This is a genomic window from Dokdonia sp., assembly GCF_039945015.1.
Taxonomy (GTDB): Bacteria; Bacteroidota; Bacteroidia; order Flavobacteriales; family Flavobacteriaceae; genus Dokdonia.
Genome location: NZ_JBDUXP010000021.1, coordinates 71,723 through 97,263, shown reverse-complemented (window position 1 = coordinate 97,263; position 25,541 = coordinate 71,723). Strand labels below are relative to the sequence as shown.

Annotated in this window: 19 protein-coding genes and 1 tRNA gene; 8 read left to right on the top strand and 12 right to left on the bottom strand. The window is 34.0% G+C overall.

Going from position 1 to position 25,541, the window contains the following annotated elements; genetic code table 11:
* Positions 1–45: 45 nt before the first annotated feature.
* The 7 genes from ABJD27_RS16705 to ABJD27_RS16675 are packed head-to-tail and all read left to right on the top strand — an operon-like array spanning position 46 to position 13,861.
* Positions 46–2,070: a trehalase family glycosidase gene (locus ABJD27_RS16705; protein WP_348173593.1), complete on the top strand. Its 2,025-nt coding sequence runs from the start codon at positions 46–48 to the stop codon at positions 2,068–2,070.
* Between the two features lie 47 nt (positions 2,071–2,117).
* The gene (locus tag ABJD27_RS16700; protein ID WP_348173595.1) at positions 2,118–2,585 is read left to right on the top strand and encodes a GNAT family N-acetyltransferase; all 468 of its coding nucleotides are present in this window, start codon (positions 2,118–2,120) and stop codon (positions 2,583–2,585) included.
* 13 nt (positions 2,586–2,598) lie between these two features.
* The gene (locus ABJD27_RS16695) at positions 2,599–5,886 is read left to right on the top strand and encodes a glycoside hydrolase family 2 TIM barrel-domain containing protein (RefSeq protein ID WP_348173597.1); all 3,288 of its coding nucleotides are present in this window, start codon (positions 2,599–2,601) and stop codon (positions 5,884–5,886) included.
* An 8-nt stretch (positions 5,887–5,894) separates the two neighbouring features.
* The gene (locus ABJD27_RS16690) at positions 5,895–8,921 is read left to right on the top strand and encodes an aminotransferase class III-fold pyridoxal phosphate-dependent enzyme (RefSeq protein WP_348173599.1); all 3,027 of its coding nucleotides are present in this window, start codon (positions 5,895–5,897) and stop codon (positions 8,919–8,921) included.
* 6 nt (positions 8,922–8,927) lie between these two features.
* Complete coding sequence (locus ABJD27_RS16685) at positions 8,928–12,077, top strand: glycoside hydrolase family 2 TIM barrel-domain containing protein (protein ID WP_348173600.1); 3,150 nt, start codon at positions 8,928–8,930, stop codon at positions 12,075–12,077.
* Entirely contained in the window at positions 12,074–12,505 is a 432-nt protein-coding gene (locus ABJD27_RS16680) for a nuclear transport factor 2 family protein (RefSeq protein ID WP_348173602.1), read from the top strand. Before ABJD27_RS16685 ends, ABJD27_RS16680 begins: the two co-directional genes overlap by 4 nt.
* A gap of 42 nt (positions 12,506–12,547) precedes the next feature.
* Positions 12,548–13,861 (top strand): S28 family serine protease, encoded by a 1,314-nt coding sequence (locus tag ABJD27_RS16675; protein WP_348173604.1) that lies wholly within the window; start codon positions 12,548–12,550, stop codon positions 13,859–13,861.
* A gap of 5 nt (positions 13,862–13,866) precedes the next feature.
* On the opposite strand, the gene ABJD27_RS16670 is transcribed toward ABJD27_RS16675, so the two are convergent.
* Together ABJD27_RS16670 and ABJD27_RS16665 are read right to left on the bottom strand one after the other, a co-directional pair.
* A complete protein-coding gene (locus ABJD27_RS16670; RefSeq protein WP_348173606.1) occupies positions 13,867–15,162 on the bottom strand; it encodes an aminopeptidase P family protein in 1,296 nt (431 codons plus the stop codon).
* A 62-nt stretch (positions 15,163–15,224) separates the two neighbouring features.
* A complete protein-coding gene (locus tag ABJD27_RS16665) occupies positions 15,225–15,737 on the bottom strand; it encodes an adenine phosphoribosyltransferase (RefSeq protein ID WP_348173608.1) in 513 nt (170 codons plus the stop codon).
* Positions 15,738–15,831: 94 nt separating this feature from the next.
* Between ABJD27_RS16665 and ABJD27_RS16660 the strand changes: the two genes are divergently transcribed.
* Positions 15,832–15,905 (top strand) — tRNA-Arg (locus ABJD27_RS16660).
* A 251-nt stretch (positions 15,906–16,156) separates the two neighbouring features.
* Here the strand turns inward: ABJD27_RS16660 and ABJD27_RS16655 are convergent.
* The 10 genes from ABJD27_RS16655 to ABJD27_RS16610 form a co-directional block, all read right to left on the bottom strand.
* A complete protein-coding gene (locus ABJD27_RS16655) occupies positions 16,157–18,673 on the bottom strand; it encodes a zincin-like metallopeptidase domain-containing protein (RefSeq protein ID WP_348173610.1) in 2,517 nt (838 codons plus the stop codon).
* A gap of 128 nt (positions 18,674–18,801) precedes the next feature.
* On the bottom strand, positions 18,802–19,380 hold the full coding sequence (locus tag ABJD27_RS16650; RefSeq protein ID WP_348173612.1) for a hypothetical protein: 579 nt from the start codon (positions 19,378–19,380) through the stop codon (positions 18,802–18,804).
* Positions 19,377–19,895, bottom strand: coding sequence for a M15 family metallopeptidase (locus ABJD27_RS16645; RefSeq protein WP_348173614.1), 519 nt, complete (start codon positions 19,893–19,895; stop codon positions 19,377–19,379). Before ABJD27_RS16645 ends, ABJD27_RS16650 begins: the two co-directional genes overlap by 4 nt.
* A 19-nt stretch (positions 19,896–19,914) precedes the next feature.
* Complete coding sequence (locus ABJD27_RS16640; RefSeq protein ID WP_348173616.1) at positions 19,915–20,223, bottom strand: hypothetical protein; 309 nt, start codon at positions 20,221–20,223, stop codon at positions 19,915–19,917.
* Between the two features lie 45 nt (positions 20,224–20,268).
* On the bottom strand, positions 20,269–22,953 hold the full coding sequence (locus ABJD27_RS16635; protein WP_348173618.1) for a hypothetical protein: 2,685 nt from the start codon (positions 22,951–22,953) through the stop codon (positions 20,269–20,271).
* The gene (locus tag ABJD27_RS16630; protein ID WP_348173620.1) at positions 22,940–23,452 is read right to left on the bottom strand and encodes a lytic transglycosylase domain-containing protein; all 513 of its coding nucleotides are present in this window, start codon (positions 23,450–23,452) and stop codon (positions 22,940–22,942) included. The genes ABJD27_RS16635 and ABJD27_RS16630 overlap by 14 nt, the downstream gene beginning before the upstream one ends.
* A gap of 2 nt (positions 23,453–23,454) precedes the next feature.
* The gene (locus tag ABJD27_RS16625) at positions 23,455–23,880 is read right to left on the bottom strand and encodes a hypothetical protein (RefSeq protein ID WP_348173622.1); all 426 of its coding nucleotides are present in this window, start codon (positions 23,878–23,880) and stop codon (positions 23,455–23,457) included.
* An 11-nt stretch (positions 23,881–23,891) separates the two neighbouring features.
* Complete coding sequence (locus ABJD27_RS16620; protein WP_348173624.1) at positions 23,892–24,512, bottom strand: hypothetical protein; 621 nt, start codon at positions 24,510–24,512, stop codon at positions 23,892–23,894.
* Between the two features lie 3 nt (positions 24,513–24,515).
* The gene (locus ABJD27_RS16615; RefSeq protein WP_348173626.1) at positions 24,516–24,701 is read right to left on the bottom strand and encodes a hypothetical protein; all 186 of its coding nucleotides are present in this window, start codon (positions 24,699–24,701) and stop codon (positions 24,516–24,518) included.
* Positions 24,702–24,703: 2 nt separating this feature from the next.
* Positions 24,704–25,537, bottom strand: coding sequence for a hypothetical protein (locus ABJD27_RS16610; RefSeq protein WP_348173628.1), 834 nt, complete (start codon positions 25,535–25,537; stop codon positions 24,704–24,706).
* Between the last annotated feature and the right edge of the window lie 4 nt (positions 25,538–25,541).

The window sequence follows — 25,541 nt, the reverse complement described above, 5'->3', positions numbered from 1 at the left end:
ATATAGGAAAACAACAAGTGTACATAAACATACGTAACAAAGAAGATGATTAGACATACACTACTTATTATTTTATTAAGCACTCTGATAGGTTGTTCTCAAACTGAGAAACAAATTCCAAAACCAAGTTTTGATCATTTAGTGCTGAGTCAAAATATCTTAGATTACCAAATCTCTCCAAAGGATTCATTAGACAAATCTGGACTTATGTTTTCTGATCAAGGAGCTTGGTTTGCGTATAGCCTTCCCAAAACAAAGAAAAACATGCTCGGCTTTTCAGGTCCATTTTTAATGACACAACAAAATGGCATTTGGAGTAGTCCTTTATTATCTCGTTTAATCTTATTTACAAATGAACATCAGTTCAAATTACCATCTTCAGAAGAAGACTCTATAACACAAATCAGTTATTCGAGTCATCTTGAACGACATATTTGGAACAAAGGTGTTGATATAAAACAAGAACTAGTGTTTCTTTCTGGACATACTACCCTGCAACGTACAACAGTATATAATAAAGGGAAACATCCCGTTGAATTTGGACCAAATTTTAATGGAGGTGTTTCTGATATTGGCATTGAGCTTTCTAAAGAAAATAATACAATTAAACTCGTTTCAGAAAAATCTCCTGCTGTTGGATATATACAGACAAAGAATGATGTTGGAAATATATATCTTTCTGAAGATAAGCATACGTATGCTATTTCAATAACTCCAATAAAGCTACAACCAGGAGAATCTACAGAAATTACTATCTCACAAAGTTTTATTTTTCCTGAATATTCTTGGGAAGAAGAACAACAGAAGATAAGCTCCGTAGATTTTGATTCTCTTTTACATCACCGTAAAACAGAAAAAGAACATCAGTTAGCTTCTTTAATTGAAAATAGAAAAAAAGAATTTAAAGAAGAAAAATATGCTGAAGTACTAGCAAAAGCACATCTTACGTTACAAAACAATTGGCGTATTCCTGCGGGAGAAATAGCTTATGAAGGGTTATTTCCTAGTTATCATTACACATGGTTTAATGGTTTTTGGTCTTGGGATTCTTGGAAACACGCCGTTGGGCTTTCCTATTACAATATAGACTTAGCAAAAGAGCAAGTCAAATTAATGTTTGAGTTTCAGGACGAGGATGGTTTTGTCGCCGATTGCGTGTACCGAGACACAACTATTGAAGCCCATAATTATCGTGATACCAAACCTCCCCTTTCGGCTTGGGCAGTTGCAAAAATCTACAAAAAAGATAAAGATTTAGATTTTGTAAAATACATGTATCCAAAACTGAAAAAGTACCATCAATGGTGGTATGACAAACGTGATCATGACAGAGATGGAATGTGTGAGTATGGTTCTACAGATGGGAGTTTAATTGCTGCAAAATGGGAAAGCGGAATGGATAATGCTATTCGTTTTGATGATTCAAAAATCCTTAAGAATGGTGAAGGCGCTTACTCTATAGATCAAGAAAGCGTAGATTTAAATGCGTATTTATATGCAGAGAAGCAGTTTTTAGTGATTTTGGCGAAAGCCTTACAAAAGACTGAGGATGCAAATCAATATGAAAAAGAGGCATCTTTACTAAAAATAAGAATTCAAAAACAGTTTTATGATGAGAATGATGGCTGGTTTTATGATACATCTCTGGATGGAAGTACCTTTATTAAAGGTGAAGGGAGTGAAGGATGGACGGCGCTTTGGGCGCATGCTGCAACTCAAGAACAAGCCGAAGTGGTAAAGGATAAGATGATGGATTCGACTAAATTTTATACTAGAGTTCCTTTTCAAACCATGAGTGCAGATCACTCAAAATTTGACCCATTAAAAGGCTACTGGCGTGGCCCTAATTGGTTAGATCAAGCCTATTTTGGTGTTAAAGGATTACGTAACTACGGATTTGATGAAGAAGCAAATAAAGCAACTGTCCAAATTATCAAAGGAGCAAAAGGTGTTTTGGATAAAGGAGACGCAATTAGAGAAAACTATCATCCGTTAACAGGAGAAGGTTTACACGCATACAATTTTAGTTGGAGTGCAGCACATCTTATCATGTTATTACAAAACAATTAAATCCTATGAAAATAAGACATTCATTAATTAACGATTTGAAATACATAATGGATATTATCCATTATGCACAACGGTATTTAGCATCTTTAAATATTGACCAATGGCAAGATGGCTATCCAGACGAAACTCAAATTAAAAAAGATATCGAAAATAAAAAGAGTTATGTAGTAGAAAATAAAGAACAGCAAATTATTGCAACTTTTATGTTTACTACTACAGGAGAACCAACTTATACTACAATTAACGGGAAATGGCTCACTAATACCAATGCAACTTATGGTGTTATACATCGCATTGCTGTTGCCGAAAACTGCACCAACAAAGGAATGGCGACAACAATTATTACCCATTGCGAAAACCAATTACAAAAACAATCTATTGCTTCAATGCGAATAGACACACATCTTGATAATTTAGGTATGCAACACATCTTAAAAAAAATAAATTATAGTTATTGTGGTATTATCACATTAACAAGCAATGCTATTAGATTAGCATATGAAAAAATCTTTTAAATAAAAATAACAAATGAGATTTCTCCAATTCTACATATTATTTTTCTTTAGTTACATTGCTATTGCTCAGCAAAATAATCCAATTAATGGTTACAAGAATTATATAGAAAATGAACAGATCATCGGAGAACATAAACTAGAGGCACATGCTTCTTTCTCTTCTTTTTCCTCAGAAGAAGATGCCCGTGATAATCAACCTCAGTATTATCAATCTTTAGATGGTATTTGGAAATTTAATTGGGTAAGAAACCCTAAGGATAGACCTACTCGTTTTATGGACCCAAAAACAGATATCACACAATGGGATGATATAAAGGTGCCTTCTAATTGGGAAGTCGAAGGTTATGGAGTTCCCATATATGTAAATCATCAATATGAATTTGCAGATTATAAAGCGATGATTGCTGATGATATGGAGTTGGTAGATACTTATTATCCAAAAGACCCAGGAAATGTTCCTGATACTTACAACCCTGTAGGCTCCTATCGTAAAGAATTTACAATTGATAAGAGTTGGGATAAAAAAGAATTATTTCTTCATATAGGCGCTATGAAAGCTGGTGGTTTTGTGTGGCTTAATGGGAAATATATTGGATACTCTCAAGGTAGTAAATTGCCCACAGAATTTGATATCACTCAAGCAGCTAGAACTGGTAAAAATACACTCGCCATACAGATTTTCAGATGGACAGATGGTTCATATTTAGAATGTCAAGATTTTTGGAGAATTAGCGGTATAGAACGTTCTGTATTTATATATGCCCAGCCTACATTAAGGATTCAGGATTTTGAGATAACTTCAGTTTTAGATGATGGATATAAGAATGGGCTATTTGACCTTTCTGTTACCTTAGAAAATCATGTGACAAAAAACCAAAAAGGTTCACTTTCATATAAAATTCTTGATGCAGACAAATATCAGGTTGCTTCGGGAGAAAAAAACATAGCTATATCGCAATCCGAAAAACAAGTATTTTCTTTCTCTGAAGAGATTCTAGAAGTAAAACAATGGAGTGCAGAACATCCAAATCTATACACACTAGTTTTAGAACTAAAAGACAAGAATAAAAACATCTTAGAGTTTACAAAAAGACACATAGGATTTCGCTCTGTTCAAATTAAAAATGGATTGCTCCTCGTTAATGGGCAACGCATCACTTTAAAAGGGGTAAATACACAAGAAACTGATCCTGAAACAGGTCATGTCATGTCTGAAGCACTCATTTTAAAAGACATTAAATTATGGAAAGAGAATAACATTAACGCTGTAAGGCTAAGTCATTATCCAAGAGGTAGACGGTTTTATGAGCTTTGTGACATCTATGGATTGTACGTAGTAGACGAAGCAAATATTGAATCTCACGGAATGTACTATGGAAAATACTCATTAGCAAAACAAGCCAATTGGGAAAAAGCGCATGTAGATAGGATGTTACGTATGGTACAACGAGATAGGAATCATCCCTCCGTTATTATATGGTCTATGGGAAATGAAGCTGGAAATGGTGTTAACTTTTTTAAAGGCTATGATGTTATCAAAATGAATGACAATACCAAGCGTCCAGTACAATATGAACGTCCATATAAAGATTATGATGGCAGTTTGTATGATATGGATACCAATACAGATATCATTGTACCACAATACCCTTCTCCAGCTAATTTTGAAGAAATAGGTAGATCAAAAACAGATCGTCCATATATCCCTAGTGAATATGCGCACGCTATGGGAAATAGTACAGGTAATTTTCAGGATTACTGGGACATTATTGAGCAATATGATAATTTACAAGGTGGATTTATTTGGGATTGGGTAGATCAATCCATTTGGAAAACCAATGAAAAAGGAGAACGTTATTATGCCTATGGTGGGGATTATGGTGAAAACATGCCTACTGACAATACATTTTTAAATAACGGAATTGTATTTCCTGACAGAACACCGCAACCTGCTTTATACGAAGTAAAGAAAGCGCACGAATTTATCAATTTTAAACACAAAGGCATTAATAAACATCAAGAGTTACGTGTACTGATTGAAAATGGGTATGATTTTACAAATTTAGATCAGTTTAACTTCTCTGCAGAGATTAAAGCCAACGGCATTGTTTTAAAAACAATTGTTATTGATCCAATTTCTGTAGAAACTCATACAGGAAAACTAATAAGAATTCCTTTAAAAGATCTCAATATTAAAGAGAATACGGAGTATTTTATTGAAATCTCTGCTACAACAAAAACCAAATGGGGTATCCTTCCTAAAGGTTTTGAGGTAGCACATGAACAAATTCCTTTGACTTCTATATTTAAAAAGGTTCCAGTTGATTTATATCCTGCAAAGCAAGGACTCGCTTTAAAAGAGGAAAATGGGAAGGTTATTATTTTTAATGAAGACATGCAGGTCATTTTTTCAAAACAAACAGGGCAAATCACTTCTTATACATTACAAGAGAAAGAAATTTTTAAAGAAGGGAAAGCCCCTACTCCAAATTTTTGGAGAGGAGTTACTGATAATGATTTTGGAAGTGCCATGCATAAAAATAATATTGCGTGGAAAGAAGCTTCTCTACATTATACTGTGCGTAATATTCATTATAAACTAGATGAATATGCAAATGCTATTGTAACTATAGATTATCTGCTTCCAAGGGTTGAGACTACATTTCAATCTATTTATACTATTTCTGGCAATGGGATTATTCATATAAAAAACACCTTAACTCCATCCAATTATAAAGGAGATATTCCAAGAATCGGTATGCGAATGCAATTAGAAAAAAAATATAAAAACCTTACCTATTATGGTCGTGGTCCTTGGGAGAATTATCAAGATAGAAATTCATCTGCTTTTGTAGATGTATATACTTCAAAAGTAAAAGATCAATATGTCCCATATATTAGACCTCAAGACAATGGATATAAGACAGATACAAGGTGGATAGCCATGTCCGACACTCAAAAAAATGGAGTCTTATTTATTGCCGGAAGTTCTAATTTGCTAAGTTTTAGTGCTCTTCATATGGAAAATGAAGATTTTGATACAACAGATGGATTAGATTATAAAAACTCTAACAAGAGTAAGCATACAATAGATATTACAGAAAAAGATTTAGTACAACTTAATATTGATTTAGGACAACGTGGAGTGGCTGGTGATGATAGTTGGTATTCTAAACCACAAAAAGAGTATCAATATACATCTGCAAAGAAATATAAGTACAGTTTTTATATCATTCCATTTGATAATAAAACCGTTAATGATTTCACTTATTTAAGTCAATTATATCATAATAAAGAATAAGTATAACAATGAATTATACGACTATAAAAATGACAGTTCTTGAAGCCGAAAATATTCTTTTCAAGCTTTTCAACATTAAAGGAACTGCTACTGAATTACCTGGTGAAGTTGATTTTAATTTTAAAATTAAAGTTGGCAATGAAGATCGTTATATTCTAAAGATATCGCGTCCTGATGAAGATGAAAAGTATTTAGATTTTCAGCAAAAACTATTACAGTATGTTGCCAAGAATGATTCCAATATCACAACCCCAAAAGTAGTCTTAGACACCAATAACAATGCTATTTCTGAAATAAAAGATCATCAAGGTAACTTCCGAAAAGTGAGATTACTTACTTGGGTTTCTGGTAGGGTTTGGAGTAGTGTCAACCCGCAATTAGATAATCTACGTTTTAGTCTAGGAGAGCAATGTGGTTTACTTACGAGAGCTTTACAAGGTTTTGATCATCCTGAAGCACATCGTAATTTTGTTTGGGATATAGCACAATCATTATGGACCATAAATCATTTTGATTTGTTCTCTTCTGAAGAAAAAGAGATTCTTTCATGTTTTCAACGACAATTTAAAGACTATCAACCTACATATACACAACTCCGAAAAAGTATTGTACATAATGATGCAAATGATAACAATGTAATTGTCTCCGATGACTTAACAGTACCACAAGTAAAAGCTGCTATAGATTATGGCGACGCTATCCATACACAAATTATAAATGATGTCGCTATTACCTGTGCCTATGCTATCATGCATCACAATGATCCGCTAGCAGCAGCATTACCCATTATTAAAGGATATCATTTGTCGTTTAAATTACAAGAAGAAGAACTTGTTCATTTATTTACTGCCATTGCCATGCGATTGGTTATTACGGTAACCAAATCAGCTATTAATAAAATTAAAGAACCTAATAATAAGTACTTGTTAATTAGTGAAAAACCAGCTTGGGAAGTTCTTAAAAAATGGCATCAGATACATCCAGAGTTTGCATTATTTTCATTTAGAAATGCATGTGGATATCAGGCACATCCTAATCAGAAAGAATTTGAAAAATGGGCTTCTAAAAATCAGTTTACCTTATCTGATCTATTTCCAAGTATTCATAAAACAGAAGTATATCCTTTAGATTTAAGCATTTCTAGCAAATGGATTGGACATCAACATGATTTTAATGATTTAGATCTATTCCAATTTAAGTTAGATCAACTTCAAAAAGAAATGCCTACTAAGATTATTGCTGGTGGTTATTTAGAACCGCGTCCAATTTATACCTCAACCGAATACGACACTATTGGAAACTATGGGCGCGAAAGCAGAACCATACATTTAGGTGTTGATTATTGGCTTCCTGAACATACAGCTGTTCATGCACTTTTTGATGGCCAAGTTGTTATTGCCGCAAATGATGCTGGTGATAAAGAGTATGGAGGACTTATTGTATTAAAGCATCAAATAGATACATTGATTTTTTATACGTTATACGGTCACTTAACAGTTGCAGGTGCTTTAAATCATACTGTTGGAGATACCCTCCAAAAAGGAGCTAAAATTGCTGAGCTAGGAAATCATCCGGAAAATGGAAATTGGGCACCACATTTACATTTTCAGATATTACTTTCTTTATTTGATTATACAAAAGACTACCCTGGAGTAGCATATTACAGACAAATAGATGTTTGGAAAAGTATTTGTCCTAATCCGAATTTATTATTCAAGTCTGAAGCATTATCGCAATTAAAAACGATAAAAAACGATACTTTAATTTCATATAGAAAACAACATCTAGGTAAGAGCTTAAGTCTACAATATAATACGCCTATAAAAATGGTTCGAGGTTCAGGACAATACCTAATGGATCAATATGGACAAAAATATTTAGATACTGTAAATAATGTAGCACATGTAGGTCACGAGCATTATAATGTGGTAAAAGCTGGTCAGGAACAAATGGCACTTATTAATACCAATTCTCGTTATTTACATGAGAATATTAATGCTTTAGCAAAGGAACTCATAGAAACACTCCCTCCAGAACTATCTGTATTACATTTTGTAAATTCTGGAAGTGAGGCTAATGAATTAGCCATTCGTATGGTTAAAGCTCATACTGGATCACGGGATATTATTGCAAGTGAAGTAGGTTATCATGGAAATTCTAATATGTGTATCGATATCTCTTCTTATAAATTTGACGGAAAAGGCGGGAAAGGTGCTCCTGAGCATACACATATTTTCCCATTACCAGATACTTTTAGAGGAAAATACACAGGCAACGATGCTGCTCAAAAATATGCTGGAGAAGTTCAATCTCAAATAGAAAACATTCAAGATAAAGGAAGAACAGTAGGTGCCTTTATCATAGAACCTATTATTTCTTGTGGAGGGCAAATAGAACTCCCTAAAGGTTTTTTGGCGAAAGCCTATACATATATTAGAAACGCAGGTGGGCTTTGTATTTCTGATGAAGTTCAAACAGGTTGTGGACGTATGGGAAAAACATTTTGGGGGTTTCAATTACATGGTGTTATTCCAGACATTGTAACTATTGGAAAGCCTCTAGGAAATGGACATCCAATTGCTGCTGTAGCCTGTACTCAAGAAGTTGCAGATACATTTGCCAATGGTATGGAATACTTTAACACCTTTGGAGGAAATCCAGTTTCTTGTGCTATTGCAACTAAAGTATTACAGACTGTAAAACAAGAAAAACTACAAGAAAATGCCTTAGAAGTAGGAAACTACTTAAAATCAGAATTAACTTCATTAGCAAAGAAGTTTCCTATCATTGGTGATGTACGAGGGCAGGGTTTATTTCTAGGTGTTGAATTAGTAGATACCCATAAAAACCCTTTAGCACCTCAAACTGATTATTTGGCAAACCGAATGAAAGATTACGGTATTTTAATGAGTACAGATGGTCCTGACCATAATGTGCTTAAAATTAAACCGCCTATGGTATTTACTAAAGAAAACGCTGAAGAACTAGTCTCCTATTTAGGATTGATTTTTAATGAAGATTTTATGCAACTTTAATGTATTATGATGAAAAATAAGTATCTGATTTTACTATTTTTAATTTCTATATGGGGATGTAAACAAACTCCATTACCCGAGGTCGCTACACAAACATATCATTATAACCATCAAATATTTGAGGAAAATAAATTACCTCCAAGAGCCAGTTACTTTGGTTTTGAATCAGCAGTTATTTTAGAAAAAGAAAACTCTAAACGTTTTTTAAATTTAAATGGCGATTGGACATTTCATTGGACTAAAAATCCACAAGAAAGACCAACAACATTTCAAAATACAACCTATGATGATAGTAAATGGACTCAGATCGCTGTGCCTGCAAATTGGGAAGTAGTTGGTTTTGGACAACCTATTTATCTAGATGAGCGCTATCCATTTACAACAACTTGGCCGGATACTCCAAAAGAGTATAATCCTGTAGGTACCTATCGTAAGGAGATAACCATACATAAAGATTTTTTATCTGAGGACATTATTCTCCATTTTGCTGGCGCGAAATCTGCCATGTATGTATATCTTAATGGACAGTATGTAGGATATTCTCAAGGAAGTAAAACACCCGCAGAATTTAATATTACACCCTATTTAAAAGAAGGTAAAAATCTAATTGCATTACAATTATTTCGTTGGAGTGATGCTAGCTATGTAGAGAGCCAAGATATGTTACGTATGAGTGGTATTGAGCGAGATGTATATTTATATACACAACCTAAAGTTGCTGTTTCTGACTATCACGCAAAAACAACACTTGATGACACGTATAAAAATGGTGTTTTTGATGGAGTTATTTCTATTTCTAATACATCTGAAATATCAACCTCAAGAAAGGTTTCTATTGCTATCTTAGATGGAGATACTACGCTTTTTAATTTTTCTAAAACTATTGATATACAAGGAAAATCTTTTGAAGAGATACATACAGAAAAAATCATAGATTCCATAAAACAATGGTCTGCAGAGTTACCCAACTTGTATCAATTAAAGATTACTTTGGAAGATGAAACCAACCCAAACAACAATCAATATATCACGAAGAATATCGGTTTTAAGCGTGTTGAAATTAAAAACGCACAAATACTTATTAATGGCAAGCCTATTTATTTTAGAGGGGTAGATCGTCATGAAACAGATCCATATACTGGACATGTCGTTTCTAAAGAATCCATGCTAAAGGATATCACGTTAATGAAACAAAATAACATCAATGCGGTACGTTCTGCACACTACCCCAATGATCCTTATTGGTTAGACTTATGTGATCTATATGGTTTGTATGTTATTGACGAAGCCAATATAGAAAGCCATCCATTAGCCATAGATGAAAAAACACAAATAGGAAATGAAATGAGTTGGTTACCAGCTCATATGGCACGTACACAACGTATGTATTACAGAGACAGAAATCATCCGTCTATTTATTCTTGGTCTTTAGGGAATGAAGCTGGAGAAGGTGATGTTTTTAGGGCCACCTATACTTGGCTAAAAAAACAAGATACCAATAGAATTGTTCAGTATGAACCTGCAGGCAAAGATGACTATACAGATATTTATTGTCCGATGTATCCAAAACCTGAGTATTTAATCAATCACGGAAAGTCAAATTCGGACAAGCCATCTGTTATGATTGAATATAGTCATGCCATGGGAAATTCTGTAGGGAATTTACAGGACTATTGGGACATTATTGAGAAATACCCTAACCTACAAGGTGGATATATTTGGGATTGGGTAGATCAAAGTTTAGAATATAAAGATGAAAACGGAAACCCGTATCTAGCCTATGGACATGATTATCATCCAGATCTACCAACTGATGGGAATTTTTTAAATAACGGTTTGGTAGATCCTTATCGCAATCCTCATCCACATGTATCTGAAGTAAAAAAGGTATACGAGCCTGCACAGTTTGATTATATAGGAAATGGAAAAATAAAACTGACTAATAAAAACTTCTTCTCTGATTTTTCTGATAAAACAGTTTCTTGGCAGTTATTAGAAAATGGGACTGTTATTAAAAATGCTAATAATATCCCTATATCATTGCAACCACAAGAAAGTACAACGCTTACTTTAGAAGAGTTGCCAAAGACATTTTCTGCTACGGATGAATATATTTTACAGGTAAGTTTAGTTCAGAAAGAGGCAACAAATCTTCTTCCTAAGAATCACGAAGTGGCTTGGGATGAGTTTGTTTTACAAAAAGGGAAATCAGTAAAAACGATTACTACTACAGGATCTATTCTTGCAATTACTTCAGATAGTAATTCATATACAATTCAAAATGAGAACATACAATTAAAAATTGATGCAGCTTCTGGAGAAATTAGTTCTTGGATGTTTAAAGACAAAGAGATTACCAAGCATCCAATTCGCCCTAATTTCTGGCGACCACCTACCGATAATGATTTAGGAAATGGCATGGATACGTGGGCTAAGATTTGGCAAGAAGCAAGCTATACATATACTTCAGAGCTAATCTCAACACCCATTAATATTAATGATAACGTTGTTTTTCAAGTAGCATACACAACTCCAAATAAAGAAGCTAGTGTTAGTGTCTGGTACCGCTTTCGCGAAAGCGGACAATTAACCATTGACTATTCATTTACACCTAGTACAAATGAGCTACCGAATGTCCCTAGACTTGGCATGTATCTTACGTTATCTAATGACTTTGCAGATATGTCTTGGTATGGAAAAGGACCTCAAGAGAGTTATTGGGATCGAAAAACGGGACAAAAAACAGGCATTTATTCAGGGAAAATTAACGATCAATTTGAACGTTATTCTCGTCCACAAGAAACAGGAAATAAAACTGATGTGCGTTGGGTAGAAATCACATCAAATGATATGACATTAAAAGCAAGCAGCACACAAATATTAAATACGAGCGTTTGGCCATTTGCTATGACTGAACTAGATTTTAATAGCGAAGATGCTGGAAAATCTGCATCAGGATTAGTCCCTGTTACTAAGAAACACGGTGCAGATATTAAAAAAGGAAATACCATACAATGGAATATTGATTATTTACAAATGGGGCTTGGAGGTGATACTTCTTGGGGACGGTTAGTCCATCCAGAATATACTATCCCTGCTCATAAAAACTATACATACTCATTTACTATTCAACCAACTTTAAACTTAAAATTATGAAGCAATTACTCTTAATAATGATATCCTTATTCTTTATTAATTGTCAAGCTCAAACCACAGAGCAAGACGATAAAAAAGCGATTCGAGCTATTATGCAAGCACAACAAGAAGCGTGGTCTCAGAACGATTTGGAAGGCTTTATGAAAGGATATTGGAAAAGCGATTCTCTAAAGTTTTATGGGAGTCGAGGACTCACTAAAGGATGGGAACAAACACTCGCCAATTATAAAAAAGGATATCCAACCAAAGATCATAGTGGTACACTTACATTTACGATAGAAGATATTTCAAAAATAGAAGCTCATAGTTATTGGGTTATGGGGCAATATCATTTAAAACGGAAGGTTGGAGATGCAAATGGCAATTTTCTAATCATCTTTAAACGTATAGATGGCGAGTGGAAAATCGTCGCAGATATGTCTTCATAAACAATAAATTTAAGTTTCTCTATCTCTTTAAAATATTAAAAAATGAATAAAATTAAATTCAATTTTTCAATACTAGTTTTTTCACTACTCATTATTGGGTGTAAGACGCAGCAGCAGCCTATTGTTGTCATTAAAAAAGCATCAACTTTTGAAAAGTTAGCACAAATAAAAAACATTGTGAAAATTGAAAAGAATGCGCCAGTTAGTCATTTTGACGAGAATTATGAACTATGGTTTGAACAGCCTATTGATTATTCCGATCTATCAAAAGGAACATTTAGACAGAAAGTATTATTAGGTTTTGAGAATGATACATTACCTGTATTTGTTGAGTTACAAGGGTATGGTATTTATACAGAAAAATCTGGCGAACTTGCAAATCACTATAAAGCCAATCAATTAACGATAGAGCATCGTTATTTTAATAATTCTCGCCCTGAGAATATAGCTTGGAATACACTCACTATAGAAAATGCAGCTAGAGATCAAGCAAATATCATAAGTGCTATAAGAGAAGTCATATACCCTACTTCAAAATTTATCACAACGGGAATATCAAAAGGGTGTCAAACAACAATGGCACATCGCAAATTTTTTCCAGAAAATGTAGATGCTTGCGTATGTTATGTAGGGCCTCTTAATTATGAAAGGGAAGATCCAAGAGTCTATGAATTTTTAAACAATGTAGGTACACAGCAGGAACGAGACAGCGTTTTTAATTTTCAAGAATTATGTTTTGAAAATCGATCTGCACTTAAAAAAATCTTAGAAGACACTGCAAAAGAAAGAGGTATGTCTTGGGAGTTTGGAATAGAAAAAGCAATCGATTATACCATTTTAGAATATTCCTTTGCGTTCTGGCAATGGGGTACAGACAGCAAGAATATTCCATCCAAAGATGCAACACCGCAAGAAATATATAAACACTTGATTGATGTCGTAGGCTATGGTTTTTTTGAAACAAAGGCGGTAGATGACCTACAACCCTACTTCTGGGCAGCATTAACACAACAAGGCATTTATGGATATCAAACAGCTCCTTTTAAAAAATATATAGGAACCGATGAAGTGTACAAATTTGAATGGGCTTTTCCTGAAGGAGTTTATAAAGAATATGATACACGTCCAATGCAAGAAATAAAATCATTTTTAGATAGCACTGCAGAAAGAATGCTCTTTATTTATGGAGAATACGATGCTTGGAGTTCTACTGCTGTAGAGCTTAATAAAGGGGCTAATAAACGTGAGTTATATAAATTTGTAAAACCAAAAGGAGATCATACTACGCGTATAAAAAATTTCAATAAAGAAAAACAACAAACAATTTACGATATCATTGATAGTTGGGTGAAATAATTCAACTATCCATGATTCATGATTGCTTCTATTGCTTCTATTTCAATAGGTATTGCTTCTGTTAGATTACGATTGCCTTCATTTGTGATCAGGTAATCATTTTCTAATCGGCAACCTACCCCCTCTTCTGGTATGTAAATCCCTGGCTCACAGGTTAGTACCATTCCTTCTTCTAACGGTCGAGAATATAATCCTACGTCATGTACATCTAGCCCAATATGATGAGCTGTACCATGCATAAAGTATTTTTTATACAATGGTTTTTCTGGATCTTGACTAGCAACCTCATCTGCGTTTAGTAAACCTAATTTTATTAATTGAATTTCTACCAAGCTTGCCATTTGCTTTTCATATTCAGAAGGGAGAACGCCTGGTTTTAATAGTTTACTTCCTTCTTTTAAGCAATGTAATACCGAAATATATATTTCCTTTTGTCTTTCAGAAAATGTTCCATTTACAGGAAAACAACGTGTTGTATCACTATTATAATTTGCGTAACAGACACCAAAATCTAATAATACCATATCTCCATCCTGACAAACAGCATCATTGGTGTTATAATGTAAAGCACAAGCATTTTTTCCTGAAGCAACAATAGGTTTAAAGGCATGACGAGATGCTCCAGATTTTATTAGGTTATATGCTAGTTCTGCTTCTAATTCGTACTCATTAATACTAGGCTTGCAGTTTTTTAATACACGTGTAAAAGAAGTTGCACTAATAGCAACTGCTTTTTCCATCAATGCAACCTCTATTTCTGATTTTACTGGACGTAATGCTCTTGTTATTTTTGCTACTCTATGATATTGGTGTAAAGGATATTTTTCTTTACACCATAAGATCATTCGATCTTGTTGGGTTTGTTGTTCTTTTGTTACTCGTTTAATATGCTCATTATGTCCTAGATAAAATCCATCGGCTTCAAAAGCCATGAGCTGTAGTATTTTTTCAAAATCATGCAACCACTCTACTCGTTTAACTCCTGAAATTTCTGAAGCCTGCTCTTTTGTTAGTTTTTCACCGTCCCAAATCTTAATCTGCTCATTGGTTTCTTTTACAAAGAGAATTTCTCTGTTTTCTTTTTTATATGCATCAGGATATACAATCAGAATTGTTTCTTCTTGATCAATACCAGAGAGGTAAAACAAATCAGCATTTTGAGCAAACCCCATAACGTCATCTGCATTGGTATGCTTAACATCATTGGAAGTGAGAATAGCGATGGTATTTTGCTTCATTTCTAAAGCAAAACGATTTCTATTATCTATAAATAATTGATTTTTAATTTTCTCGTAACGCATATTATAATTTTCTATCTAGCAAAAAGGAGTTCTCTACGTATTTTTAAACAAACAACGTATTATTAATACTTAATCGCAGCTACAATGGTATGGCCTTTTAATTTATCTTTTCCAGATAAGAACTCTAGTTCGATTAAAAAGTTACATTGTACTACTTCTCCACCCAAGGCTTCTATAAGTTGTACAACAGCTGCTGCTGTGCCTCCTGTGGCAAGTACATCATCATGCAATAATACTTTATCTCCAGGTTGTATGGCATCTTCGTGAATTTCTAATGTGTCGGTACCATATTCTAACGCATAACTTTGTGATACTGTTTTATAAGGTAGTTTTCCAGGCTTGCGCACAGGAACAAACCCTGCGTTTAATTTTTCGGCGAGAATACCCCCAAAAAAGAAGCCTCTAGACTCCACCCCTACTACTTTATCTATGTGTACATCACCTACTAGTTCTAAAAGTTCTTGGGCAGCTTTCGCGAAAGCGTTATGATCTCCTAATAAAGGAGTAATGTCTTTAAAAATAATTCCTTTTGTCGGAAAATCCTGTATATCACGTATGTAGTTTGTAAGTTTCATTTTTTTATAAAAAAGTGTTTGTTGGCAAGATAAAAAGAAATATATTTGCACCCCGAAACAAACAAATAAATATTTTTTGTTTTGGAATAATAAAGGCCTCGTGGCGCAACTGAATAGCGCACTTGATTACGGCTCAAGAGGTTACAGGTTTGAATCCTGTCGAGGTCACAATATACTACGAAACCCCCTGTAAAAACAGGGGGTTTTTATTTTAGTTGATATTATCGTTGATATTTTACTCTTATTATAAAAGAGAAATCAATTAATATTTAAAATAATAAACCCTCGCATATAGCGAGGGTTTATGTTACCAGATCCCTAATTCTGGTAACTCCCTAATCAAACTCAGCTAATTAATATTTTCTTCAGTTAAAGTCCCTGTAAATATGTCACAGGGACTTTCAGTAATCAAAGCAGTTTTATGATACCGATAACCAACTGTCTTTTGATTGCACTGGAGGTTGTGTGTCTCTATTATTTGCTGTTTTAGGCTCTTTGGGATTAAATGTCTTATGACTCTCTATATTGTATCTTATTTTATCAAGATCAATTCTAGTGTATCTATTCTTATCAAAGTATAGGTAATTGTCTTTAAAAGATTCCCCTTTACATCCCATAACAATGATATCTCCATCAAAACTAAGAGAGGCACCCCCTTTTACTTTTCCGTCAACCGTTTGTTGAACAATAAAGACAAATATCTTCCCATTAAAACGCTTTCTAAAATCAAGATCAAGATCAAGCTTACCCAAAATTGCAATCAATTTCTGCCAACTGTCAAAAATGATCACATCATGCAATTCTATCCAATCATAAAGGACCTGTTTATTAGGGATATCTGAAGTTGTTCTAATCCTAGATTTCCTACTTTCTTCAATGTACTTATCTTCTTTATCTGTAGCTAGATTACTTTCTTGGTGTTCTTCTAGTGAAGCAAAAAGAACATCATCATTTAACGCAAAGTCATTGATCCATTTATATGCACTTGTAGTTTTGCCAGTTCCTTTGGGTGTACTTAAAATTACAACAACACTCTCTTTATTCTTACGTTCTACATTACCTAAAAATTTACCCGTTTCCCCTGCTATCTCCCAAAGTGGGGACTTTTGAGGTTTTTCACTCATAGATCGTAAACCCTCAATATTATTACTTATAATAGTTTTGTTTTTTTTAATGAATTGTGTTTTCTCTCCTTTTAGCCCTAGTTGTAATTGTTTAGATTTATTTTTTGTAGGAGTAGGTTTCTGAATATTTTTTTTAGGTTTGACTTTCAAATATGCCGGTACACCTTCTTTGTCTCTATACAAGATATAATCTGTAGCAGCTTGTGCTTTACTAGAAGCTCTAAAAAAGTAGCGGTTGTCTTTTTTAAGTTTCCCTACAAGCCTCTTATTCCATCCAGCCAGATAGGAAGCGCTATTATTAATCACAGAAAACAAAATACCACTCTCAGCACACAAGAACACAGCGCCCATCTCGGCAATTAATTCTTCAAAAGCATATTCTTTTTTAGTACTTTTTACTCCTGTAAATCTATTTAATCTTGAAGTATGCCCCGTACTATGTATCAGCTCATGAAATAAGGTTGCATAGTATTCTTGCTCACTCTTAAAAGCTTCTATAGGAGTCATCCGGACGTGATCAAAAGAAGGGTAATATGCTGGTTGATTTCCTTGAAAAAGAATCTCAGGAACATTAGGCATTTTCTTTATAATGTTTTCAGCAATCTGGATCCGTTCCTTTGTAGGGAGTTTAGGGTTTTTGTTTTCTTTAAACGCGTCCCATTTTATACCAGTAACATCGGCTCCATGAAAAACATTGTAATATTTTAAAATAGGAATATAACTATTGGCCAATCTTTCAATAGAAGATGTCTTTATTTTGGCTTGATTCTTTTTAAGCCATGATAAGTATTTCTTTTTGTCATAAGTACTAATAGAAAGTTTTTTACCTCCAGGTAATTCCTCAGTATGCGTATATAGCTTAGTAAAGTAAAATACACGTATTCCTTTACTATCTTTTTTAAGAGTTCCTTTGTGTTTTTTAATTTGATTAAACGTAAGAAAATAAGGATTAGTCAAATCTCTAGGCACTAATTTTCGTTTTCCTTTTTCTAAGACAATTTTAAAATTTGTAAACCAATAATTAATCCCTCGATATGGTTTTTTGCTATCATAGTTTACAGCTTGTTTCCCATCCCAAATGGTAATCCCTTTATCCCAACTACGCTGCCATGGTAAATGACCTGAAACCTCTATAGTTTCAATAATGATCTTTGTAATATACTCATATATCTCATCTGGAGAAACCCCTTTTGCAAGTCCTATCTCTTCATTATCCAAATAATAAGGGACATAAGACAAACCATAAAAATCATTTGGATCATCATTTGGAAGTAATGAAGTGTTAAACCCTTTAAGTCCTGAACTAATATTTGTTTTATGTTCTCTATAATCTTTAGGTTTTTTCTTAAAAGAAATTAGATGTTTTTCTGGTATTTCTTCGCTTGTTTCATCTTCAAAACATATAACATATACATAATTGTGGATGGCTGATGTTGCGTACTCCGTCACTTTACCCCTTTTCCCTTTAACATGACCTTTATAATCTTGTGTTAACCATACAAAACCTCCTTTTTTGTGAAGCCTTCTAAGTACATATACAATCCTACCTCCTTTTAAAAATTTATATCCAGGTTTAAGTCTACCACAATCATTAAGTGCTTTTTTTAAAAGATCATTTTGGGAAGGACCAGCAAGTCCTTGGGGTCTGATCTCGATCTCTACTTCATCATCACCCATAATAGAAGCTGTGTATGCTGCCCTTCTAGCTTCATCATAGGCTTGATCTTTATATAAACGACCAGAAAGAGTTTCTAAATATTCCTTAGTTACTGTCGCTCCATTAAGTCCATAAAATTCATCTCTGGTAGTCATAATAATATATCTCTGTTACTGTTTCAATTATCTCATTGGAGTCATAAGCAAAATCACAAACAACAAAATTGCTAGTAATAAACAAATGATCATCTTAACTATATTGATATGATGATTTGTTTTTGACATTAAGCTATTCTTGATTCTATTGTTGCAAAACGCTTATTGATAAGTTTATAAAAAAGAAAAAGAGCTGTTATAAATACCAATAAGATCCCTATCATACCTGCCCATATAAAAGAGGTGTTTACCTTCTCTGTTTTTTCTGAGTCTTTACTTTTTATTTGCTCTTCTAAATTCTCTACTATGGTAATAATTGAGTTATCACGCTCTACGTTTTCCTGCTCGATGCGTTCAAACATTTCAGCAAGTCTACAGTCTACATCTACACTACCATCTTGTTTGTAAATAACAGTTTTAGTAAGACCTCCTTCTTTAATTTCTTGTACTAATTCTTTTATCGCTCCAGTATCATCACGTTCACGATCTTTTTCAGGAATAATTTGTGTACGTATATTACCTCCTTCTACCTTACGCTCTGTGATTGTTTTAGACTCATTTACTTTATCTACTTTGGTATCTGTATTAGTTTGTTTTTCAGTTTCTATTTTTGATTTTACAGCGCGTTTAGTAATGTCACAACTTTGTAAGAATACTATTGTTATAAAAAGCAAAGCCGTTTTTATTATAGAAAAAGTATTTTTCATGAAGCCATTTTTAATATTGGATAACCATTTCCGTCTGTTGGTAGTTTCTTTAATTCGCTAGCTTTAAAACCAAACGTTTTTTGAAAATGTGGCAAATCATACCGTTTACCTTTACTATTTATTAAGCCCCACTTCCATCCATATTGGCTTGCTATTTTAGCAACTTCTAACCAATCAGAAACGCCGTCATGATCTCCATCAAAAACAGTGTCCCAACTGGCCGTTTCAAAGCTACCATTACGATCTTTATCTATAAGTAGCACAATATCAAATGCAAGTCCATAATTATGATAAGAGTAGCCCCCTTTTACCCAAGTAACCTTTCTTCCTGGTGTAGATCTACCCTTTGCATAAAGTTCATTTTGTCTATTATGGGTTCTTAATGTATCTGAAAAACGTAATTTAACATATGGAGATGTTAAGGCATTAGACATCTGGTCATACATGCATTCTACTTCTCCTCTTACGATAGGATGCATTAAAGCGATACGTTTAATTGTTTTTTCGTCTTTCATCTCAAAAGCTTTTATATCGTTAATGACTTGTTTTATATGTATTAAATTCCTTTTGGAGATTTGTATACTTTTCTTTCCACATCTTTAATTCTTCTTTAATGGCTTCTTGGGAATTCTGGAGGGTTTTTAATTCATCTTTTAAAAAATCATGTCGTTCCTCCTGATCTTCTACCCATTTTGCATAGGATTCTTGCATCGCTGTTAGCGCAGATGCTCCAGCTTTATCTTGTCCTATTTTCCTGTTTTTTTTACCTGCAAAAAAGGCAACCACAGGGGCTATAATCGTTATGATAATTGCTTGCCAGTTATCTGTTAAAAAGTTTTTCATAGATGATTGTAGATATTAAGGAAGGGAGGCTTTTTATAAAAGTGGTCACAGGTTATCAAATATTGAAAGTAATGGATTTGCTAAAACTTTACTTCCTCTATCATTAGGATGGCCCCCATCTGATGTAAAAGTGATTCCAGATTGACCGCTTGCTATAGTCGCGTTTCGAATATTACCATTGAATATTGCATTTGCTGCATCAAACCATCTCTGTGCACAATTAACTATACCTACTTCTGGATGAATACGTAAAACCCAATCATATGCCTCATTGAACTCATCTAAAGCGGTCACCATTTTTCCATCTGATTGCTCTACTAGTTTTAATGTTCCATCTTCGTTTATCCCTCCAAAATTGACAGCTATTGTAGATGTGAACATTATAATTTCTGGATTATATCCAAAGAATTGCGATCTAGTTTTTATTGACAGATCATAATCTGATCTAAATACATAGTGATCAGTTAATCTTTCAAATTGCCCTGTTAATTGTCCACCTCCAGCAGCAGCACCATCATTATGTATTGGCAATTCAAACAATAGCAAATCAGGTTTATACCTATGAACTTCATTATCTGCTACCCTTGGAAGTCCAACGGTAGTTGTTGCATCACTATTCCATCCACCACGAGCTGAGTTAATATAAGTGATCATATACTGACGCTCTGACCACTCAACTCCCCAAAACATAAATCTACCTGATGTTTGTGCAGTTATAGATACATTCTTAATCGAATTACGACTGTCAATTAACCCACTTTTACAGCGCATTTTAAGACGTTTCTGATAGTGAGTGTTTGATTTTGTTGTAATATTACGAGACACCATTTCTCCAGTACTAGCTAGCGGAACATTTATATCACTTAATACTGGCGTACTTTCCCTCATGGAAAACACAAAATTATTAGCTTCCTTCCAGGTATCATCTATTTCATCATAAGCCTCCATAAAATCATTACCCTGAGTAAGTGTTATGATGTTATCAGACACACCTATACTATCTGTTCTTAATATAAAATTAAATTGCCAAGCACCAACTGGCACATCAAAAGACACGCTAGCACCTGTTGATGCAGAATATCGTGTGAAGCCTTCCCTCGCTATAGAGTCATCCCATTCAGCTACATTATATGCTGTTTGAAAGCTACCTGTCTCCGTGAAAAAGTCTGGAAAGTCATAACGGCGATATTGCTGGTACCAACCCCTAGACATCTTATCCCATAAAAGAGAAGGCATATTATTAGAGTGCATTAATGGTGGTCTTGAAGTTGCATTAAGATGATCTGTACAATGTATAGTTCTTGATGTTAGACTAGTCCCCGTCCCTAAAACAACTATATCTTTGATGTTTTTGGTATTCCAAAGATTTCTAAAAATTGGCGCTTTTTCAGTTAAAATATTGGTCTTTTGCCCTCCCTCTGTAAATTGGTACCATGATTCTGCATTAAGAGTTGCCGATATACCAACTGCTTGAGTAGTAGGCAGTAATTCTTCTTTTACTAACGGTCTTAATAAAAAAGGTTGATAGGCTGTTGCTACTTCTCCTTTTTCCAATTTCGCAACCCCCTGTAATGATGTTGCTAATGGACTATCATTTAATTTACGAAGATTTAATCCCACATACTGTATTCCCAATCCTGTAGGAACTTGAAATACTTGTCCAGATCCTGTAGGTGGAGGAGAAAAAATAATATTTTGAAGACTTGTTGTATCTCCAAAATTTGCAAAATACCCTCCTTGAAATCCATTTTCATTTGAAAAAATAGCTTCTCCAGAAACTGCATAAAAACAACCTTCTTGAACCTTAATATACCCCGAAAAAGCAATACCTAGTATATCTCCTGTAAAAAGACCAGTTCCCGTACTGTATCTCTCTAAGTAATTTATATCTGATGGGTTTATAAGATTGTGAGAGATATCTTCTATTAAATAATCTCTTTTTAATGCAGGAGTTTCAAAAGAACTATTTTTTACTACAGTAGTAATTGTGAATGCTTCATATGTAGTAGCTATTGGACCCAATTCCAATAATATAGTATCATTATACGTATCTACATTGGCGTTAGTAATGTTGGCTACAATATGAGTAATTCCTACTAATGGGATTGTAAAAGTACCATTTATGGCAGGTATGGTTATTCCTCCTGTTGTATCTGTCGAGTTGGGAAATCCTCCTATTCCCGTAACTCCTGGATCTATACCCGAAAGTGTGTATGTTTGCCCACCAACTACAGGTGTAGGACCTAAAACCCTCCATAGGGGGTTATTGGATAATGCTTGGCTTGATGGTGAATATACCTGCCCAGATATGATTTTGTTTTTATCAGCAATGTTTTTTCCTATAACTTCTTTAGTGAATTCACCTATGCTTGGAAATTTACGCTCAAACTGATTTATATTACCCGCTGCAATTCTTTTCCAATGCCCTGCATCAACTCCATTTGTAGATGATATGACAAATAAAACATCTTCAATTGGAGGGTTTTCGCTATAGAATGTATTAGCTTCAGCGAGAGATTGAAACGGTTGTTCTCCGTTATTGGCAGCTTGTTGACTAGCAACAATATCACTAGCAGTACCATTGTATGTGCCTTTATCAAGCTTACTTGAGATATCAGCAGCTATACCCTCTGGACCTTGAATTCCTTGTGGACCTTGTTCTCCTTGAATTCCTTGTGGACCCTGTGGTCCAACCGTTACACCTACTATATTTGGATCATAATCTGGCATACTTTTTCTTCTTTTTAAATTTAAACCAAGTCAATAAGGCAATAGAAATACCTGAGACAATCAATAAAGGTTTTATATTATTTGATTTCTTTCCTGTAGTGGGGTTATATCCAGATTGAGTAAGGATATATTCTACATAATGCTGTGTTTCTTTAAATGGGGGTACCCCCTTATACTTTATTACATTCCCTGGTCCTGCATTATAACCAGCTAGGGCGTGATCCCAACGTCCAAAACGCTTATAAAGGCTTTGCATATAACGCCCCCACCCATCTATACTACTATCTACATCATATGGATCTACTTTATAATCTTGTGCAGCCGCAGGAATGAATTGAGCAATACCAATAGCGCCAGCCGATGACACTACATCAGTCTTATAACGGCTTTCTTGCCATAATTGCCAAACCCCTATTTCAACAGGTATGCCATATTGCATAGCCTTTGCGCGGATTTTATCCGTAAAAAATAGGTAGCGGTTATCTGTAGGTAATGCCATGATTACATTTTAATTTTACGCTTAGGTGATTTTTTAGGAGTTGCTACTTTAATAATACCTAATGCAGCAACTGCTAATACTGGGTATATCCACCATTGGCTTTTTGGTTTCGACTTTGGAGGTGGCGTCGGTTTTGGTTTTGGCTTTGTGGCTATAATTATTACTTCATCTAGTGAAGTTGTCTCAGATATAAGTGTTACTACTGGTTCTATATCCTTAAATGCAATACTCTCAGTGCCAAATCCAATATGAGAAAAAGTAAGAATCTGAGTTATAAAAACTGCTTTTACAGTTGCCCTACCATTACTATCCGTAATAGTGCCTTGACCATTTGAAAAAAGAATATTTACATTGGGTAGAGGGTGACCAAATTCATCTAGTACAATTATGTCTTTTTTTAGGAATGGAAGTGTGGTTAATCTAAACATAATTATCTTTTTTAAGCAAATACAAGACCCGCACTTTCTACACGAGACTTTATTTTATTATACAAACTTCTATCAGTAACAGGGTGAATCTCTTTAATTAACCAATAGATTAAATTTCTTAGCTCGTAGCTATCAAAATTTGAAAAAACACCTGTAGGAGGAGAGTTGTAACCGTTATAATCTTTTAATCCGAATTTTGATGCAACCCTTTTAAAATCATCTCCATTTTTAAGTTTATCAAACACCGCCTCTACAAGCTTTTCATTTGTTCCATAAAACGGAGCCTTATCATTCATTGCATCTAGTAATTGTGATGCAAAATTTGTAGCCATATCGCTCGAAATCGTAGGGTTTTTTATTCTTAAATCAAGCCCTATTTGATCTTCAATATTTGGATCTCCATCAAAAAAACTATCAACTCTTTTTATAAGCTTATTACCTAAGTATATAACACCAATCAATAAAGCAATACCTCCAACTATATATCCTGTTTCTTTAGGGTTTTCTATAGCGGTTTTTCCAACTTTTTTTGCTTGCTCTTTTGCTTTAACAGCAAGCTGATTTGCTTTTAATTTCGCTTTATCTGTTAGTTTCTTTGCTTTTTCCTTTTGTGCTATTGTTAGTGTTACCATCTCTTATAATGCTATTTTTTTAAGCATAGCCCATTTGTCATTCAAATAACCTTTTGCTTTTTCACTACCAGCAAGCTGACTAAGTCGTGTAAGTTCTTTATCACTTAATTTGTTTATGATTAACATTGCATCTACTCGTAACTCTTCGCTTACTATGTCTGTACCTTCGATTGTAATTGTCTGTGCCATTTTTATGTTGTTTTAGGTGGGAAATGTTTTTGTAAATCTTCTTTTAATGCTGTGTTATTATTAAGTATTGCTTTAGCTACATTAAAGCCATAAATAGCAGCTTCTTCTGTAGTAGTTTCCTGTGCAAAAAAATTAATTACACTATTTTTAAGATTACTATTTGTTTGTGCTTGCGCTAGTCCAGGAGTAGCAGCTTTATTTTTTTGAATAGCTTCCGCAATGGAAGCTATAATAGTTCCAAATCCTTCGGGGTTATCTGTGATTTTATCAATTGCCGATTCGAACGCACCAGGTTTACCTTCTATACCTAATGAAAAACGCATATTCTCGCGTTCTAAAGTTTTATTTTCTTTTTCTAAATTTTCACACTTACGTTCTAATCTTGCACATTCTGCCTCTATTTTTGGTAATTGCGCCTGTGCAGTATGCATACTCATAATTTGAGGCATACTTAACCCCATTTGCCCCATAAGTCCCAAGTTCGAAGTAGGAACATGTGATACAATAGCTGGTGGGCTTATAGTATTTTGATTAAGATTTTGTGGAGTGTTTGCACTTTCGCGGTTATCTACCAAATCATATGAATGCAATTCTTGTCTATTTACAAATGCACCTGCTTTTTTTTGTAGTTTCTGAATATAAATTTTATCAATCTCTGGATACTTCGTTTTTACGTGTTCCAACAAATTCATAATATTACCTTCATGTTCATCTAGTAATCGAGCATTACTATATTTGCATTTATTGATAGGGAGACTAGGAGCAAAATACAATTGTATAAGATTGGACTTTTGCTCATTGAGCCACAGTATATAATCTTCTATTTTCGGTTTCATAATT